The sequence below is a fragment of the Brevundimonas sp. GW822-FHT03E11 genome (assembly GCF_058801445.1).
In genome coordinates, this window is the sequence record NZ_JBXANG010000004.1 from 255165 (window position 1) to 270799 (window position 15635).

The window sequence follows — 15635 nt, forward strand, 5'->3', positions numbered from 1 at the left end:
CCCCTCCCCAATTAGGCTAGCTAGTCCCATGACCGCCCCCTTGTTCAAGGGCGTGATCACCGCCCTGATCACACCACTTCATGACGGAAACGTGGACGAAGCCGCATTCGCCACGCTGATCGAGCGTCAGATCGCCGCAGGCGTCAGCGGTCTGGTGCCCGTCGGCACGACAGGCGAGGGCGCCAGTATGGATCTGGACGAGCACAAGCATGTGATCGAACTGTGCGTGCGGCTGGTCGCCGGCCGCGTTCGCGTCATCGCCGGAACCGGTTCGCCCTACACCAAGGAAGCCATCGACCTGACCCGCCACGCCAAGACGGTCGGGGCGGACGGCGCCCTGGTCGTGACGCCCTATTACATCCGCCCGTCCCAAGCCGGGATGGCGGCGCATTTCGAGGCCATAGCGGACGCCGTCCAACTGCCCATCCTGCTTTACAACGTGCCCGCGCGAACCGGCGCGGACCTGGCGAATGAGACGGTGGCGCGATTGGCGGCTCATCCGAACATCGTCGGCATCAAGGACGCCACCGGCGACATGAGCCGGGTCAGCTGGATGCGGGCCGAGATCCAAGAGCCGTTCGACCTGATCTCCGGCGATGACTCCAGCTATTTGGGCTATCACGCCCATGGCGGGGTCGGACTGATTTCGGTGGCGTCGAATGTGGCGCCCGAAGCCATGGTCGCTTTGCACAATGCGGCGGCGGCCGGCGACTATGCCGCAGCGCGGGATTGGCAGGACCGTCTGATCGGCCTGTGTAAGGCGCTGTTCCTCGATAATTCTCCCGCCCCGACCAAATACGCCCTGGCCCGGCTGGGCCTGTGCCGGGAAGAGGCGCGCTTGCCGCTGTCGCCGACCGCCGACGCGGTCAAGCCGGCCATCGACAAGGCCATGGTCGAGGCGGGCGTGATCTGATGGCGCCCAAGCCGCAGCCCAAGTCCAAGGTCATCGCCGAGAACCGCCGCGCGCGCTTCGACTATTTCCTGGAGGACAATATAGAGGCGGGGATTCAGCTGCTGGGCACCGAGATCAAGGCTCTGCGCGACGGTCGGGCCAATATCGCCGAAAGCTATGCGGCGGTTGAGGGGCGAGAGATCGTCCTGATCAACGCCGACATTCCGCCCTACAAACAGGCCAACCGCTTCAATCACGAGCCCCGCCGGCCGCGCAAATTGTTGCTGCATCGCAAGCAGATCGACAAGCTGATGGGGGCGGTGCAACGCGACGGTCAGACCATCATCCCGCTGAGGCTCTATCTGAACGAAGCGGGCAAGGCGAAGTTGGAGATCGCCCTGGCCAAGGGCAAGAAGCTGCACGACAAGCGCGAGGCCTCGGCCGAACGGGACTGGCAGCGCGACAAGGCGCGGCTGATGCGGGACAAGGGCTGAGCCCCGTCGCCGTCGCCTAGCTGAGAGGGCGGGCGTCCATCACGCCGGGCAGGTCGGAGACTCCTCGGCTCATCTGGCCGCCGGCGGAGGGGGCGACCAGACCCCCTGTCAACAGCGTCAGCACCGTGAAGGCGACCACGACCACGGCTGCGATCAAGGCCAGCCTGCGCTCGGCTGGGGTGAAGAGTCGATCGGTCGTGCGTTGCATGGTTCAGCCTCCCTCCCCTCGAGAACGCAGCGGCGGGGCCTCAGTTCCGCCTCAATTGGATCCTGCCGGATTGGTGCGACACCTCCGCGACAGCACGGTCAGGCTTCTATGATCGACCGGGCGCGATTGAACACCGCTTCGAACATGTCCGGGGTCAGGCGACCCGTGTTCGTGTTCAATCGGGAGCAGTGATAGGAGTTCAGGATCACATAGCCTCCGGCCTCGCCCTCGGCCCCATGCCCCGCCGGCATGGCCGAGGCGGGGCGGCCGAACGCCTTGAGGATGTTGCGGCGAGAGACGTCGCCCAGGGTGATGATGACCTTAAGATTGGGCAGAAGCGCAAGTCGGTCGATCAGGAAAGGACGACAGGTCGTCTCTTCGACCGGCAGGGGCTTGTTGCCGGGCGGGGCGCAGCGGACGGCGTTGGTGATCATGCAATCGACCAAGGTCAGATCATCGTCGCCGTTCGGCTCATAGGTTCCGGTCGCGAAGCCGGTCTTCTTCAGCGTGTCGTACAGCAGCCATCCGGCGTGGTCGCCCGTGAATGGACGGCCGGTGCGGTTGGCCCCGGTGCGGCCCGGCGCCAGGCCGGCGACCAGAAGCCGCGCCTGAGGGTCGCCGAAGGAGGGGGCGGGGCCGTTCCACCAATCCGGATTCTGGCGGGCGTTTTCCTGGCGATAGGCCACCAGTCGCGGGCAGAGCGGACAGTCGCGGGGCGGCTCGGGCGTCAGGTTCATTGCGCCGTCGCCGACTTGGGTCGGCCGAAGTCGGCCATCAGATCGTTCAGGTCCAGGAAGGCGTCCGCCTGACGGCGCAGTTCGTCGGCGATGTGGGGCGGCTGAGTCTTCTGGGTGGAGATGACCGTCACCCGCACGCCCTTGGCCTGGACGGCCTGGACCAGCCGTCGGAAGTCGCCGTCGCCGGAAAACAGCACCACATGATCCAGCGCCGGCGCCAGCTCCAGCATGTCCACCGCGATCTCCATGTCCATATTGCCCTTGATCCGGCTATGGCCGGCCGTGTCCGTGAACCGCTTCACCGGCTTGGTGACGACGGAAAAGCCGTTGTAGTCCAGCCAGTCCACCAGGGGTTTTACCGGTGAGAACTCTTCGCCCTCCACCACCGCCGTGTAATAGTAGGCGCGGATCAGGATGGATTTTTCGCGAAACCAGTCCAGCATCCGCCGGAAGTCCATATCGTGTTGCAAGGCGCGGGCGGCGGAATACAGGTTGGACCCGTCGATGAAGATCGCCAGGCGGTCGGTGGGATGAAACATGGTCGAGGCCGTCGAAAGAGATGAAATGAGGGACGAAAGGCGAGGGGCGCCGGTCGATACGAGAATCGACGCCGCACTCGACCTGAACGCCGCAGTCATCGTGGCGCTGGGCTGTAATGACAAGGGGGCCTGGTCGTCTTGCCGCGAGGCCCTGGAGGCGGCTCTGGCGCGGTTTCGCACGGAAGGGATCGACATCATCGCCCGGTCGTCCTGGTGGTCGTCGCTGGCATGGCCCGATCCGCAGGATCCGCCGTTCCTGAACGGCGTCGTGATCGTGAGCACCGCCCATGATCCCCATGATCTGATGGCGGCCCTGGGCCGGATCGAAGACGCCTTCGGGCGGCGTCGGTCGGCGCGCAACGCGCCGCGCACCCTGGACCTGGACCTGATCGCCTACGGGCGACTGATCGGCGACCTGAACGGCCTGATCCTGCCGCATCCCAGGGCGGCCGAGCGCAGATTCGTCATGGGGCCGATTGCGGAGATTGCGCCGGACTGGGTGCATCCCGCCGGCGGCGACGCCGCAGCCCTTGCCGGGGCCGCAGGGGTCGGCAAGGACGCTCATCCCATCTGACGCCGTAGTTTCGCCGCTCTGGCGTTGCAAAACAGCGACCATATCTGTATTTGACGCGGTTCTCCCCCGCGTTCGAGGAATTTCATGGCCCGCGTCACCGTCGAAGACTGCATCGAGAAGGTTCCGAACCGCTTTGGTCTGGTGCTGATGGCGGGTCACCGCGCCCGCAGCATCGCCAACGGCGCCGCCCTGACGATCGACCGCGACAATGACAAGAACCCCGTGGTCGCCCTGCGCGAGATCGCCGATGATACGGTGGCGCCCGATGAACTGCGCGAGACGATCATCACGACGCTGCAACGCGTCGATGAGCGCACGGAGGCCGAGGACGAGGCGGAAACCGTCGCCCTGCTGGCCGAGCCGCAGCACATGAACATGGCCGAGGCCGAGCTGATCCGCGCCCTGCAAAGCGACCGGGACGGCGGTCAGGAGGAGCGCTACTGACGCCCGAGGGAGCCCCAGGCGTCACTATCCTGCCGGCGCGGACCGAGACGGTTCCGCCGGCGCCCCAAGCTGCAAACAAAAACGATCCGACGCCGCCGGCGGACGGTGCGCCGCGATCGTCGAAACGTGCGCCGATCTTGCGCCAGTTCGAGCTGATCGAGGCGGTCAAGGCCTATGACCCCACGGCGGACGAAGCGCTTCTGAATCGCGCCTACGTCTATGCGATGAAGATGCACGGCTCGCAGTTGCGGGCTTCAGGCGATCCCTATTTCGCCCATCCGATCCAGGTCGCGGGCATATTGACCGACTATCGGCTGGACACGGCGACGATCGTCACGGCCCTGCTGCACGACGTCGTCGAGGACACCTCGGCCACACGCGAAGACATCGCTCAGATGTTCGGGGAAGAGGTGGCCGTCCTGGTCGAGGGCGTCACCAAGCTGAGCCGGCTTGAGCTTCAGGCCGAGCATACGCGCCAGGCAGAAAACCTCCGGAAATTCATCCTGGCGATCAGCCGGGACGTGCGGGTCCTGTTGGTCAAGCTGGCCGACCGCCTGCACAACATGCGGACCCTTCAGTACGTCAAGCCGGAGAAGCGTGAGCGCATCAGCCGCGAGACGCTGGAGGTCTATGCGCCCCTGGGGAGGTCGATCGGAATTCATTCCATCGCATCCGAACTGGAAGAACTGGCCTTCACCTATCTCAATCCCACGGCCAAGACCGCCATCGAACGTCGGCTTGAGGCGTTGAAGCTGGAGCATGGTCACGCCATTGAAGGCGTGTCGGACGAGGTGGAGCGGGTGCTGTCGGAAGCCGGGGTGCCGGCGCGGGTTTTCGGTCGGCAGAAGACGCCCTATTCCATCTGGCGGAAGCTGCAACGCAAGTCGGTCGGGTTTTCCTCCCTGTCGGACATCTACGGGTTCCGGGTGATCCTGGAGGCGGAGGACGACTGTTACCGCGCGCTTGGCGTGATCCACCGGGCCTGGCCGATGGTGCCGGAACGGTTCAAGGACTTCATTTCCACGCCCAAGTCGAACAACTACCGCTCGTTGCACACCACGGTCGTGGGGCCGCGCGGCTTGCGGATCGAAATGCAGCTCCGCACCGAGGCGATGGACCGCGTCGCCGAGGACGGGGTGGCGGCCCACTGGCGCTACAAGAACCATTCCTACGGTTTCGATCATGAAGCCATGGCGACGGGAGGCGGCCGCGATCCCTTGCAGAACCTGCGCCACCTGGTTCAGGTGATTGAACATGGCGAGGGCGGGGAAGACTGGGTCGAGCACGCCAAGCTCGAAATGTACCTGGATCAGGTCTTCGTTTTTACGCCCAAGGGCCGGCTGGTGACCCTGCCGCGCGGCGGCATGCCGCTGGACTTCGCCTATGCGGTTCACACAGAGGTCGGCGACACGGCCGTCGGGGTAAAGGTCAACGGCGAGCTCAAGCCGATGCGGACGCCTTTGCAGAACGGCGACGTGGTCGAGATCATTCGCGGGGCCAAGCGGGAGGTGCCGGCGGACTGGCGTAGTCTGACGGTGACCGGGCGGGCCCGTTCCGCCATTCGTCGTCATATCCGAACCTCCGAGCGTGAAGAGTTCATCAAGCTGGGCCGTGTGGCGCTGGAGCAGACGCTGGCCCGGGTGGAGAAGTCTCTGGCCGACGTCTCGCTGAAGCCGGTTCTGGAAACCCTGGCGGTCGCCTCGGACGACGATGTGTTCGAAAATCTGGGCCGCGGTCGGTTCTCGCCCACGACCGTGGCCGAGACCCTGTTCCCGTCCTTGAAGGGGCGGTTGAAGGCCGGGCCGGAAAAACAGAGGATCGAAGGCGATACGGCCCGGCTGTTCGTTCGCGGCGGCGGGCTCACGCCCGGCGTCAGCGTCCATTTCGGCCGTTGCTGCACCCCGGTGCCCGGCGATCGCATCGTGGGCATTCTTGAGCCGGAGACCGGGCTCACCGTCCATACCATCGACTGTCAGGCCCTGGCGGCCTTCGCCGATGACGATTCGGTCTGGCACGATCTGCAATGGACGCCCCAGGCCGAGACGGACGCCGTCGCGGCGGTCCGGTTGAACGCCACCATCCGCAATGCGCCGGGCGTGCTGGGACAGGTGACCACCCTGATCGGCGAGGCGGGCGGCAACATCATCAATCTGTCGATGGCCTATCGTCAGCAGGACTTCTTTGACGTGACGATTGATGTGGAGGTGGAGGACGCCAAACACGCCACCACCATCATGGCGGCTCTGCGGGCCAATCCTTCGGTCGACAACGTCGATCGCGGGCGCGGCTGAGTCTTTCGCCGGACGGGGCGAGGCGCTAAGACCCCCCGCATGAACACCCAAGACGTCCTCAACGAGTTTCGCGACGCCGGCGCCCTGCGCGAAGGCCATTTCGTCCTGTCCTCCGGTCTGCACAGCCCCGTCTTCCTGCAGAAGAACCTGGTCTTCATGCAGACGGACCGCTGCGAGCGGCTGTGCAAGGCTTTGGCGGACAAGATCGTCGCGACGGTCGGGCCGGTGGATGTGGCCATTTCGCCGGCCGTGGGCGGGATCATTCCCGGCTATGAGACGGCGCGCCACCTGGGCGTCCCGTCGATGTATGTCGAGCGCGAAGGCGGCCAGTTCAAGCTGAGGCGCGGGTTTTCGGTCGAGCCGGGCCAGAAGGTTGTGATGGTGGAGGATATCGTCACCACCGGCCTGTCGTCGCGCGAATGCATCGCCGCCATCCAGGCGGCGGGAGGCGAGGTGGTCGCTGCGGCCTGTATCGTCGATCGGTCAGGCGGAAAGGCCGATGTGGGCGTGCCCCTGATCGCCCTGGCGTCGCTGGAGGTGCCGGCCTATCCGGCCGACGCCCTGCCGCCGGAACTGGCGGCCGTGCCGGTCGAAGACCCCGGCAGCCGCAGACTTTCGAAATAGTGTCCGACGAAGCGACGTCGGGGCCGGCGAGGAGCTGAAGATGCGCGAACGGGTGAGGCTGGGCGTCAATATTGATCATGTCGCGACGGTTCGGAACGCCCGCGGCGGCGCCCATCCGGATCCGGTCCGCGCGGCGGAGACGGCCTTGACGGCGGGGGCGGACGGCATCACCGCCCACCTGCGCGAGGATCGGCGCCACATTACGGATGCCGACATCGGCGTGCTGAGCGCGCTCTGCGCGCGCGCAGCCAAGCCGCTCAACTTCGAAATGGCCGTGACCGACGAGATGCTGAGCATCGCCCTGCGCCACCGCCCCCACGCCGCCTGCCTTGTGCCCGAGCGACGCGAGGAGGTGACGACGGAAGGCGGCTTGGCGGTGGCGGGACAGGAGGCGCGGATCAAGCCTGTCGCTCAGGCCCTGACGGAAGCTGGGATACGGGTCTCGCTGTTCATCGAACCGTCCGAGGCTCAGGTCGAGGCCGCCGCGGCGGTCGGCGCCCAGGTGGTGGAGTTTCACACCGGCCGCTATTGCCACCTGACCGATCCCGGCGAGCGGGAGGTCGAGTTCGAGCGGCTGGCCGCCGCCGCCGCCCAGGCCGACATCCTGGGGCTGGAGGTCCACGCCGGTCACGGGCTCGACTATGAGACCGCCCCACGGATGTTGGCCATTCCCGAGATTCGGGAGCTGAACATCGGCCATTTCCTGATCGGCGAATCCATATTTGTGGGCCTGGATACAGCGATCCGGCGCATGCGGGCGGCGATGGATTCGGCGAAGTGATCATCGGCGTCGGCGCGGACCTGTCGGACATCCGGCGTATCCAGGCCTCGCTCGACCGGTTCGGCGAGCGGTTCAAACAGCGCTGTTTCACCGATATCGAACGGACGCGGTCGGATCGGAAGCCGGACCCGGCCTGGAGCTACGCCAAGCGGTTCGCGGCCAAGGAGGCCTGCGCCAAGGCACTGGGCACCGGCATGAGGGCGGACGTCTATTGGCGCGACATGGGGGTGGTGAACCTGAGGTCCGGGCAGCCGACCCTGGCCCTGACCGGCCACGCGGCCGATCACCTGGCGCGGCTGACCCCGGCCGGGCACGAGGCGAAGATTCACCTGACCCTGAGCGACGAACACCCCTATGCGCTCGCCTTCGTGGTGATCGAAGCCTTGCCGCTGTCGTAATCGCGATATACCCGTCACTGGACGACCGCGAGGACGCGGCAAGGGGATGCTTGATCGCATGAGCGAAGATCAAAAGCCGCAGGGCGACGACGTGAAGACGAGCGATGCTGCGGGTGCGGCCTCGGCGGGCGACGTCTATGTCTGGACTGAGGGCGACAAGGCGGAGAAGCCTGCGGAGGCGCCTGTCGAGCCAATGACCTCGACGACTTCGGCGGCGCCGGTCGCCGCAAAGCGGCCGGTTTGGAGCGACGACGGCGACGCCCCCTTCGAGGACGCGCCGGCGCCTGCGGCGCAAAAGGCGGACAAGTCTTCCAAGGCCAAACAGGGCGGCGGGGCCGGGGACGAGACGATGGAAATCGTCAAGACGGTCGTCTTCGCCCTGCTGATCGCCATGGTGCTGCGGATCTTCCTGTTCCAGCCCTTCACCATTCCATCGGCCTCGATGGAGCCGAACCTGTATGAGGGCGACTATATCGTCGTGTCGAAATGGTCCTATGGCTATTCGAGACATTCGATCCCGTTCAGCCCGCCGCTGTTCGACGGCAGGATCATGGGGTCGGCGCCCAAGCGGGGCGACATCGTCGTGTTCAAACTGCCGCGCGACGACAAGACCGACTTTATCAAGCGCGTGATCGGCTTGCCGGGCGATCGGATCCAGATGATCGCCAACAAGCTGTATATCAACGATAAACCTGTTCAGGACGTCGTGGTCAGCCAGCAGGAGATCAACGACATCTTCGGCCCGCGCCCCGTCACCGAGGTTCGCGAGACCCTGCCCAACGGCAAGAGCTTCATGACCCAGGACTTCGGCCCGGGCAACGATCTGGACGACACCCCCGTCTATGAGGTGCCGGCCGGTCACTATTTCATGATGGGCGACAACCGCGACAACTCGATCGACAGCCGCGTCGAACAGTCCAGCGGCGTGGGCATGGTCCCGGCCGAGAACCTGGTCGGCAAGGCGCAGATCATCCTGTTCTCGTGGAAGCCGGGCGCCTCGCTGTTCAAGCCCTGGACGTGGGGCAATGTGCGGCTCGATCGGTTCTTCGACGTTCTGCACTGATGGCGAATACGCGGGCCGAGGCGGTCGCGGCGCTTGAGGCGCAGCTCGGCCATCATTTCCGGGACAAGGCCCTGCTGGATCGCGCCCTGACCCACGCCAGCGTGGGCGAGGGCGCGCCGGTCGGCGTCCATGGCCCCAAGCACAACGAGCGGCTGGAGTTCCTGGGCGACCGGGTTCTGGGCCTGCTGGTGGCGGACAAGCTGTCGCGGGATTATCCGACCGCGGACGAAGGGCAGCTGTCGTCCAGCCTGCACGCCCTGGTCGACAAAACCGCCTGCGCCCGTGTGGGCGAAGCCCTGGGCGTCGGCCCGGCGATGCGGCTCTCGCCGGGCGAGACCAAGACGGGCGGCCGCCGCAAGGCCGGGGTCATCGCCGATGCGGTCGAGGCCATACTGGCGGCCGTCTATCTGGACGGCGGTCTCGAGGCGGCCCGGACCGTGTTCGACAAGGCTTGGGCGTTGGAATTTGCAGCGCCCCCGTCGCGAACCGTGACCAATCCCAAGTCGGCCTTGCAGGAATGGGCCCAAGGGCTGGGCCGGCCCCTGCCGACCTATCGCATCGCAGATCGGACGGGTTCGGATCATGCACCGACTTTCACCGTCGAGGTGTCCGTTGAGGGCGTGGAGCCCTTGACCGCGCAGGGGCGTTCGCGTCAGGAGGCGGAGAAGGCGGCCGCAACGGCCCTTTTGAAACGTGAAGGCGTCATTTGACCGATATTGAAAACCAGCGGGCGGGCTTCGCCGCCATCATCGGCGCCCCGAACGCGGGCAAGTCCACGCTGGTCAACCGGCTGACCGGGTCCAAGGTCTCCATCGTCACCCAGAAGGTGCAGACCACGCGGTTCCCCGTGCGCGGCATCGCCATGGAAGGCGACGCCCAGATCGTGCTGGTGGACACCCCCGGCATCTTCACCCCGCGCCGGCGTCTGGATCGGGCCATGGTCGCCTCGGCCTGGGGCGGCGCCGAGGATGCGGACGTGGTGGTGCATCTGATCGACGCCCAGTCGCACATCAACGCCGAAGGTCGCGAAGGCACGGCGGCGGATCGGCGCTCGGCCGAGGACACCGAGACCATCATCGCCAATCTCAAGGCGACGGGGACCAAGGTGATCCTGGCCCTGAACAAGATCGACGGCATGCGGCGCGACACCCTGCTGGGCCTGTCGCAGAAGCTCTTCGAGAGCGGCGTCTATGAGGAGGTCTATATGATCTCCGCCGCCAACGGCGACGGGGTCGAGGACCTGAAGCAAAGGCTGGCGCGGTCCATGCCCAAGGGGCCGTGGCTCTATCCCGAGGACCAGGCGGCGGACGTGCCGGTTCGGGTTCTGGCGGCCGAGATCACGCGCGAGAAGGTCTATCTGCGCGTCCACGAGGAACTGCCGTATTCGGCGGCGGTGGAGACGACCAGTTTCGAGGAGAGGGCCGACGGCTCGGCCCGGATCGAACAGACCATCTATGTCGAGCGCGAGAGCCAGCGCCCCATCGTCCTGGGCAAGGGCGGCCAGACCCTGAAATGGATCGGCCAGAAGGCGCGTGAGGAGCTGAACGAGATCCTGGGCCGCCAGGTCCACCTGTTCCTGACAGTGAAGGTCGATCCGAAGTGGCAGGATTCGCGGGCGCTCTACGCCCAGTTCGGTCTGGATTTCGACGTCTGAGCGCCCGTGTTTGAAGTGCCGCGTACCCCGGGGGCTCATCCCCGGCTCGTTCTGGGCGTCCTGGGGGCGCTGATCCTCGGCGGCGCCGTCTGGGCCGGATTCTCCACAGCGGTAAGGCCCGTCAGCGACGCAGCGCGCGCCGCCGCTTCGCCCGAGACGCCGCCGCGCCCGCCGCTGGTCGTGGTCGAGGACCTGCCTCGGCTGGCCGCGCGGCTGGATCGCGAGGCCGCCGCCGGTCGGTTCATGGGCGGGGTCCTGGTGGCCAGGGGCGACCGGGTTCTGTTCCGTCAGGTCTACGGCAAGGCGAACTATGGGCAGGAGCAGGCGCTGAAACTGGACTCGCGGTTCCGGCTGGCCTCGATCTCCAAACAGTTCACGGCGGCGGCTATTCTGCATCTGCAGGACGAGGGACGGCTGAGCGTCTCGGACCCCGTCTGCAAATGGATCCAGCCCTGTCCTCAGGCGTGGGAGCCGGTGCGGATCAGCCACCTGCTGTCGCACACCTCGGGCATACCGGACCTGATGGCGCGGCCGGGCTGGGGCATGAGGCGCACGACGCCGGCGACCCTGGACGAGCTGACCGAGGATTCGAAACGGTTCGGCCTGCAATTTCCGCCAGGGACCAAGGTCCGGTACGACAATGCAGGCTTCAACCTGGCGGCGGCGATTGTCGAGAAGGCCAGCGGACGGCCGTATGACGCCTATATGCACGACACCTTCTTCAGCCCCCTGGGCATGAAGGACAGCGGGCTGGACCTGGACGGCCGCGACCACGGGCTGATCATGGGCTACGCCAACTTCCCCGGCGGACTGGCGGCCCAGCCGAACGCCAACACCTCCATCGTCGCGGGGGCGGGCGCGGTCTATTCGACGCTGGACGATCTGCTGGTCTGGCAGAGGGCGTTGCACCGCGGCGGTCTGCTGAAGCCGTCCAGCTATCAGCAGATGCTCGCCGACCACGCCCCTGCCGATACGCCGATGGAGCGGGGCCATCCACGCCGCGACTGGGGCTACGGGATTTTCGCGAACCGGCTGGGCGATCAGGTTCGGCCAAGCTTCCAGGATCGCCAAATCTACCACACCGGCAGCTGGGGCGGATTCCGCAACCTGATGCTGTACCAACCCGACGCCGATGTGACGGTGATCGTGCTGTCGAACAACTATCACCTTCGGGATCAGGTCTTCCTGATCAGCCAGCAGGCGATGGCCGAAGCCCTGGGCCGTGACTTCCCCACGACCCTGCACCGCTAGCCTCATCTGAGGCCGTCCTAAAAGCGTCCGCTCCCGTCAAACGGACCGGCGCGGGGCGCAAAGGCTTGCGCCGCCGTATTCAGGAGCGGACGGAAGTGATCCGACCCGCTTCCTCAGGCCGGAAGCATGGACCCAGTGTCGATATAGCGCTGATGCCAGGACAGGGCCTCGTTCAGCAGATGCGGCGACTGGAGACCGTAGGAGCCCTTCAGCGCGCGCTCGAAATAGTCGGTCAGTCCGTCGCGGTATCTGGGGTGGGCGCACTGGGCGATGATCAGCCGGGCGCGCTGTTTCGGCGAGAGGCCGCGCAGGTCGGCCAGGCCCTGTTCGGTGACGATGACCTGGACGTCCTGGGTGATGTGGTCGACGTGGCTGGCCATGGGGACGATGGCCGAGATGGCGCCGCCCTTGGCCGTCGAGGGGGTCACAAAACACGAGATGAAGGCGTTGCGCGAGAAATCGCCCGAACCGCCGATGCCGTTCTGGATGCGCGAGCCCATGACCTGGGTCGAGTTGACGTTGCCGTAGATGTCGGCCTCGATCAGGCCGTTCATGGCGATACAGCCCAGGCGGCGGATCAGTTCGGGGTGGTTGGAGATTTCCTGGGGGCGCAGGATGATCTTGCCGCGGAACTGCTCCATCCGGCTGTTGAGATCGGCCGCCGCCTCAGGGCTGAGGGAGAAGGCGGTGGCGGAGGCGACGGTCAGCTTTCCGGCGTCCAGCAGGTCCAGCATGCCGTCCTGGATGACCTCCGTATAGGCGGCCATCCGCTCGAACGGACTGTCCATCAGGCCCGCCAGGACAGCGTTGGCGACATTGCCGACGCCCGACTGGAGCGGCAACAGGCCGGCGGGCAGGCGGCCCACCCTCACCTCATGTTTGAGGAATTCGATCAGATGGCCGGCGATGGCGCGGGCGTTGGCGTCCGGGGCGGCGAAGGGCAGATTGCGGTCCGGCGCCTCGGTCTCGACGATGGCGACGATCTTGTCCGGGTCGCAGCGCAGGGTCGGCTGGCCGATCAGCTGGTCGGGGCGGGTCAGGGGGATGGGCACCCGATTGGGCGGCAGGGCGGTGCCGTAATAGATGTCGTGCATCCCCTCCAGGGCGGGGTTCTGCCAGGCGTTGACCTCGAGGATCACGCGCTCGGCCCGGTCCAGCCAGGTCTTGTTGTTGCCGATCGACGAGGAGGGGACCAGGGAGCCGTCCTCCTTGATGGCCGAAACCTCGATCACGGCCGTGTCGAGGCTGCCCAGCACGCCTTGCCAGACCATGGGGGCCAGGTGGCTGAGGTGCATGTCCAGATAGTCCATCTGGCCGGAGTTGATCTTCTCGCGGGCGATGGGGTCGGAGTTGTAGGGCAGGCGCCGTTCGATGCCGTCGGCCTTGGCCAGGGCGCCGTCCAGCTCGGGTCCGGTAGAGGCGCCGGTCCACAGGTTCAGCCGGAAGGGGGAGCCCGCGTCATGCGCCGCCTCGATCCGCCGGGCCAGGGCCGGGGGGACAAGCTTGGGATAGCCGGAGCCGGTGAAGCCGCTCATGCCGACGGTCGATCCGGCCGGGATCAGGGCGGCGGCGTCTTCGGCCGACATAAGCTTGGAACGCAGGGACGAACAACGGATGCGCGACATGAACTCTTCAGGGTTACGGCCGGGGAGGGCCTTCAGCGTCTCGGTTAGGCGGCGCCTTGAAGGCGATCCATTCGACCTTGGTCTAGATCGGCCCAGGCGTCCCTGATCTTCGCAAACCCGCCACGCCTCGATGGAACGCCTCAAGGCCCCGCCGGTTTGCCAGAAAACGACGGAAAGGATCCCCATGAGAGCGCTCGTTCTGAACTGCACCCTGAAACCTTCGCCCCAGACGTCCAGCACCGAGGCCCTCGCCCGGGTGGTGATCGCGGAGCTGGAAAAGGGCGGCGCCGAGGTCGAGCTGGTCCGGCTGGTGGATCTGAACCTCAAGCCGGGCGTGAGGACGGACGAGGGCGAAGGCGACGACTGGCCCTCGGTTCACGCCAAGATTATGGCGGCCGACATCGTCGTCTTCGCCACCCCGACCTGGGTCGGCCAGATGTCGAGCGTCTGTATGAGGGCCCTGGAGCGGATGGATGCCCTGTTCGGGGAAACGGACGACAGCGGCCGGCCCGTCGCCTTCGGCAAGGTGGGCGGCATCGTCATCACCGGCAATGAGGACGGCGCGCACCATATCGTCGCCACCGTGTCCCAGGCCCTGATCGACATGGGCTTCACCATGCCGGCGCAGAGCTGGACCTACTGGCACCTGGGGCCGGGCGCCGGTCCCGACTATGTCGAGACGGATCAGGGCCATGACTATTCCGATCGGGTTGGCCGAAACGCCGCGCGCAATCTTCTGGCCCTGGCCCGTGTTCTGAGGCCCGACACCTACCCCGTTCCCGAAAGCTGAGAACAGGACTAGAACGGGCGGCATGATCATCGCCCTGTTCGCCGTTCTCGCCCTTCAAGCCGCGCCGCCGACGACCGGGTCGTCAGTGCGGACCAATGAGGTCCGCGCGACCGCCCAACGGGAGGCGGACGCGGCGGCGGCGACCCTGGACCGGATGCATCAGGCGGCGGCAGACGCGGACGGCGAAACCTATTTCGCCCAGTTCAGCGACACCGCGCGATTCGTCGGCACCGACGCGTCGGAACATTGGGATATCGCCGCGTTCAAAGCCTATGCCGAGCCGCTGTTCGCCCGCGGCCAGGGTTGGACCTATCGCCCCTCTGACCGCACTCTGATCGTCTCCGGCGACGTCGCCTGGTTCGACGAGAAGCTGGACAATGACGGCTACGGCGCCCTGCGGGGATCCGGCCTGCTGCGGCGGAGCGGGCCGGAAGGCGTGTGGAAGATCGAGCAATATGTGCTCAGTTTCACCGTGCCGAACGACCGCGCGCGCGCCGTGGTCGCCCTGATCAAGTCCGACTCCGCCGACTGATGGATTTCCACGAAGAGGCCTTCGTCCTGTCGGCGCGCAGCCATGGCGACACCGGCGCCGTGGTCGATCTGCTGACCGAGACCCATGGGCGGCGCGCGGCCTATGTGGCGGGCGGGGCGTCGCGGAAGATGCGGCCGTTTCTGCAGCCGGGGGCGCGGGTCGTGGCGGACTATCGGGCGCGGACCTCGGACCATCTGGGCGGGGCGCGGCTGGAGCCGGTGGGCGAGGGACCGAGCGCCCTGTTTGACGACGCCTTGGCCCTGACCGGTCTGGCGGCGGCGGCGGGCGTGGCCCAGGGCGCCCTGCCGGAGCGCGAGCCGCATCCGGGCGTCTTCCTGGCCTTCGAAGCCCTGATGACGGCCTTCGCCTGGCCCGAGGTCTGGCCGGCGGTCTTCGTGCGGTTCGAGGCAGGGCTGCTGGAGGATCTGGGCTTCGGGCTGGATCTTTCGAAATGCGCGGCGACCGGCGTCACTGACGACCTGATCTATGTCAGCCCCCGCACAGGCCGCGCCGTCAGCCGCGCGGCCGGCGCCCCCTATGCCGACAAGATGCTGGCCCTGCCGCCCTTCATGCTCGGCGCCCAGGCCGGCGTGGACGAGGGGGACGTCAAGGCGGGCTTCGACCTGACCGGGCATTTCCTGGAGCAGTTCGTCTTCCACCCGCAGAACCGGCCCCTGCCGCCGGCGCGGGTGTGGATGCTGGACAAGCTGGGCGAGGCGGGCCGGCTGTAGGATCTGG

At 66.6% G+C, this 15635-nt stretch carries 19 protein-coding genes; 15 read left to right on the forward strand and 4 right to left on the reverse strand.

From position 1 onward, the window contains the following. Positions 1–28: 28 nt before the first annotated feature. Positions 29–913, forward strand: coding sequence for a 4-hydroxy-tetrahydrodipicolinate synthase (dapA, locus tag AC1RKE_RS08895; RefSeq protein WP_054765717.1), 885 nt, complete (start codon positions 29–31; stop codon positions 911–913). Further along, positions 913–1386, forward strand: coding sequence for an SsrA-binding protein SmpB (smpB, locus tag AC1RKE_RS08900; protein WP_054765718.1), 474 nt, complete (start codon positions 913–915; stop codon positions 1384–1386). The genes dapA and smpB overlap by 1 nt, the downstream gene beginning before the upstream one ends. Before the next feature lie 16 nt (positions 1387–1402). On the opposite strand, the gene AC1RKE_RS08905 is transcribed toward smpB, so the two are convergent. From AC1RKE_RS08905 to AC1RKE_RS08915, 3 genes are all read right to left on the reverse strand, one after another. After that, a complete protein-coding gene (locus tag AC1RKE_RS08905; RefSeq protein WP_054765719.1) occupies positions 1403–1594 on the reverse strand; it encodes a hypothetical protein in 192 nt (63 codons plus the stop codon). Between the two features lie 98 nt (positions 1595–1692). Next, the gene (locus AC1RKE_RS08910) at positions 1693–2331 is read right to left on the reverse strand and encodes a uracil-DNA glycosylase (protein ID WP_287395788.1); all 639 of its coding nucleotides are present in this window, start codon (positions 2329–2331) and stop codon (positions 1693–1695) included. Further along, on the reverse strand, positions 2328–2870 hold the full coding sequence (locus AC1RKE_RS08915; RefSeq protein ID WP_152950228.1) for a LabA-like NYN domain-containing protein: 543 nt from the start codon (positions 2868–2870) through the stop codon (positions 2328–2330). Before AC1RKE_RS08915 ends, AC1RKE_RS08910 begins: the two co-directional genes overlap by 4 nt. A gap of 25 nt (positions 2871–2895) precedes the next feature. On the opposite strand from AC1RKE_RS08915, the gene folK reads away from it, so the two are divergent. From folK to AC1RKE_RS08965, 10 genes are all read left to right on the forward strand, one after another. After that, on the forward strand, positions 2896–3444 hold the full coding sequence (gene folK, locus AC1RKE_RS08920; RefSeq protein WP_224761548.1) for a 2-amino-4-hydroxy-6-hydroxymethyldihydropteridine diphosphokinase: 549 nt from the start codon (positions 2896–2898) through the stop codon (positions 3442–3444). Positions 3445–3528: 84 nt separating this feature from the next. Continuing rightward, positions 3529–3888 carry a DNA-directed RNA polymerase subunit omega gene (gene rpoZ, locus AC1RKE_RS08925; protein ID WP_054765722.1) on the forward strand — a complete coding sequence of 120 codons (360 nt, stop codon included), beginning with the start codon at positions 3529–3531 and terminating at the stop codon, positions 3886–3888. 134 nt (positions 3889–4022) lie between these two features. Then, positions 4023–6179, forward strand: coding sequence for a RelA/SpoT family protein (locus tag AC1RKE_RS08930; protein ID WP_194167030.1), 2157 nt, complete (start codon positions 4023–4025; stop codon positions 6177–6179). A 39-nt stretch (positions 6180–6218) separates the two neighbouring features. Continuing rightward, positions 6219–6803, forward strand: a complete 585-nt coding sequence (pyrE, locus tag AC1RKE_RS08935) for an orotate phosphoribosyltransferase (RefSeq protein ID WP_228185672.1) — start codon at positions 6219–6221, stop codon at positions 6801–6803. A 40-nt stretch (positions 6804–6843) separates the two neighbouring features. Beyond that, a complete protein-coding gene (locus AC1RKE_RS08940) occupies positions 6844–7584 on the forward strand; it encodes a pyridoxine 5'-phosphate synthase (protein ID WP_348683413.1) in 741 nt (246 codons plus the stop codon). Next, positions 7581–7982 (forward strand): holo-ACP synthase, encoded by a 402-nt coding sequence (acpS, locus tag AC1RKE_RS08945; protein WP_333895676.1) that lies wholly within the window; start codon positions 7581–7583, stop codon positions 7980–7982. Before AC1RKE_RS08940 ends, acpS begins: the two co-directional genes overlap by 4 nt. Positions 7983–8331: 349 nt before the next feature. Then, the gene (gene lepB / locus AC1RKE_RS08950; RefSeq protein ID WP_224761566.1) at positions 8332–9045 is read left to right on the forward strand and encodes a signal peptidase I; all 714 of its coding nucleotides are present in this window, start codon (positions 8332–8334) and stop codon (positions 9043–9045) included. After that, the gene (rnc, locus tag AC1RKE_RS08955; RefSeq protein WP_152950235.1) at positions 9045–9755 is read left to right on the forward strand and encodes a ribonuclease III; all 711 of its coding nucleotides are present in this window, start codon (positions 9045–9047) and stop codon (positions 9753–9755) included. Before lepB ends, rnc begins: the two co-directional genes overlap by 1 nt. Next, a complete protein-coding gene (era, locus tag AC1RKE_RS08960; protein ID WP_054765728.1) occupies positions 9752–10699 on the forward strand; it encodes a GTPase Era in 948 nt (315 codons plus the stop codon). The genes rnc and era overlap by 4 nt, the downstream gene beginning before the upstream one ends. A 15-nt stretch (positions 10700–10714) precedes the next feature. Then, a complete protein-coding gene (locus AC1RKE_RS08965) occupies positions 10715–11950 on the forward strand; it encodes a serine hydrolase domain-containing protein (protein WP_348683411.1) in 1236 nt (411 codons plus the stop codon). Positions 11951–12063: 113 nt separating this feature from the next. Here the strand turns inward: AC1RKE_RS08965 and scpC are convergent, their stop codons facing one another. After that, on the reverse strand, positions 12064–13575 hold the full coding sequence (gene scpC / locus AC1RKE_RS08970) for a succinyl-CoA:acetate CoA-transferase ScpC (RefSeq protein WP_348683409.1): 1512 nt from the start codon (positions 13573–13575) through the stop codon (positions 12064–12066). A 184-nt stretch (positions 13576–13759) separates the two neighbouring features. Between scpC and AC1RKE_RS08975 the strand changes: the two genes are divergently transcribed. The 3 genes from AC1RKE_RS08975 to recO are packed head-to-tail and all read left to right on the forward strand — an operon-like array spanning position 13760 to position 15628. Further along, positions 13760–14365 carry a flavodoxin family protein gene (locus AC1RKE_RS08975; protein ID WP_054765731.1) on the forward strand — a complete coding sequence of 202 codons (606 nt, stop codon included), beginning with the start codon at positions 13760–13762 and terminating at the stop codon, positions 14363–14365. Positions 14366–14387: 22 nt separating this feature from the next. Further along, positions 14388–14897, forward strand: coding sequence for a nuclear transport factor 2 family protein (locus AC1RKE_RS08980; protein WP_152950242.1), 510 nt, complete (start codon positions 14388–14390; stop codon positions 14895–14897). Continuing rightward, complete coding sequence (gene recO, locus AC1RKE_RS08985; protein ID WP_191555737.1) at positions 14897–15628, forward strand: DNA repair protein RecO; 732 nt, start codon at positions 14897–14899, stop codon at positions 15626–15628. The genes AC1RKE_RS08980 and recO overlap by 1 nt, the downstream gene beginning before the upstream one ends. Positions 15629–15635: the final 7 nt, after the last annotated feature.

Bases quoted from the DNA above. Each gene is read 5' to 3' on its own strand.
- AC1RKE_RS08980 (WP_152950242.1), top strand. From the start codon at position 14,388: ATGATCATCGCCCTGTTCGCCGTTCTCGCCCTTCAAGCCGCGCCGCCG.
- pyrE (WP_228185672.1), top strand. From the start codon at position 6,219: ATGAACACCCAAGACGTCCTCAACGAGTTTCGCGACGCCGGCGCCCTG.
- rpoZ (WP_054765722.1), top strand. From the start codon at position 3,529: ATGGCCCGCGTCACCGTCGAAGACTGCATCGAGAAGGTTCCGAACCGC.
- lepB (WP_224761566.1), top strand. From the start codon at position 8,332: ATGGAAATCGTCAAGACGGTCGTCTTCGCCCTGCTGATCGCCATGGTG.
- AC1RKE_RS08905 (WP_054765719.1), bottom strand. From the start codon at position 1,594: ATGCAACGCACGACCGATCGACTCTTCACCCCAGCCGAGCGCAGGCTG.
- scpC (WP_348683409.1), bottom strand. From the start codon at position 13,575: ATGTCGCGCATCCGTTGTTCGTCCCTGCGTTCCAAGCTTATGTCGGCC.
- recO (WP_191555737.1), top strand. From the start codon at position 14,897: ATGGATTTCCACGAAGAGGCCTTCGTCCTGTCGGCGCGCAGCCATGGC.
- folK (WP_224761548.1), top strand. From the start codon at position 2,896: ATGAGGGACGAAAGGCGAGGGGCGCCGGTCGATACGAGAATCGACGCC.
- AC1RKE_RS08975 (WP_054765731.1), top strand. From the start codon at position 13,760: ATGAGAGCGCTCGTTCTGAACTGCACCCTGAAACCTTCGCCCCAGACG.
- dapA (WP_054765717.1), top strand. From the start codon at position 29: ATGACCGCCCCCTTGTTCAAGGGCGTGATCACCGCCCTGATCACACCA.
- rnc (WP_152950235.1), top strand. From the start codon at position 9,045: ATGGCGAATACGCGGGCCGAGGCGGTCGCGGCGCTTGAGGCGCAGCTC.
- AC1RKE_RS08910 (WP_287395788.1), bottom strand. From the start codon at position 2,331: ATGAACCTGACGCCCGAGCCGCCCCGCGACTGTCCGCTCTGCCCGCGA.
- AC1RKE_RS08915 (WP_152950228.1), bottom strand. From the start codon at position 2,870: ATGTTTCATCCCACCGACCGCCTGGCGATCTTCATCGACGGGTCCAAC.
- AC1RKE_RS08940 (WP_348683413.1), top strand. From the start codon at position 6,844: ATGCGCGAACGGGTGAGGCTGGGCGTCAATATTGATCATGTCGCGACG.
- smpB (WP_054765718.1), top strand. From the start codon at position 913: ATGGCGCCCAAGCCGCAGCCCAAGTCCAAGGTCATCGCCGAGAACCGC.